At 70.2% G+C, this 453-nt stretch carries 1 protein-coding gene; it reads right to left on the bottom strand.

The genetic code is table 11. From position 1 onward, the window contains the following. On the bottom strand, positions 1-453 hold a 453-nt coding region (locus tag IF61_RS0131865; RefSeq protein ID WP_030370027.1), incomplete at both ends, for a malic enzyme-like NAD(P)-binding protein.

Here is a 453-nt window from a genome sequence, read left to right as displayed (position 1 = left end):
GTTGAAGACGCTGGGGATGATGTAGTTGGCGTTGAGTTCGTCCTCGGTGACGACGTCGGCGAGGGCGCCGGCGGCCGCGAGCATCATGCCGGTGTCGACGGTGCGGGACTGCGCGTCGAGCAGGCCGCGGAAGACACCCGGGAAGACCAGCACGTTGTTGATCTGGTTCGGGAAGTCCGAACGGCCCGTGGCCACCACCGCGGCCGTCTGCCGGGCGACGGCCGGGTCGACCTCGGGGTCGGGGTTGGCCAGCGCGAACACGATCGCACCCTCGGCCATCGCGGCCACGTCGTCGCCGTCCAGGACGTTGGGGGCCGAGACACCGATGAAGACGTCCGCACCCCGCACCGCCTCCTTCAGCGTCCCCGTGATGCCCTCGGGATTGGTGTTGTCCGCGATCCACCGCAACGCCGTCTCCGGCCCCGCATCCACCAGATCCGCACGCCCCGCGTG

Origin of the sequence: Streptomyces roseoverticillatus (assembly GCF_000719265.1) — a bacterium.
Lineage (GTDB): Bacteria > Actinomycetota > Actinomycetes > Streptomycetales > Streptomycetaceae > Streptomyces > Streptomyces roseoverticillatus.
The sequence above is the reverse complement of the archived record's forward strand: the minus strand, read 5'-3'. Positions and strand labels throughout refer to the sequence as shown.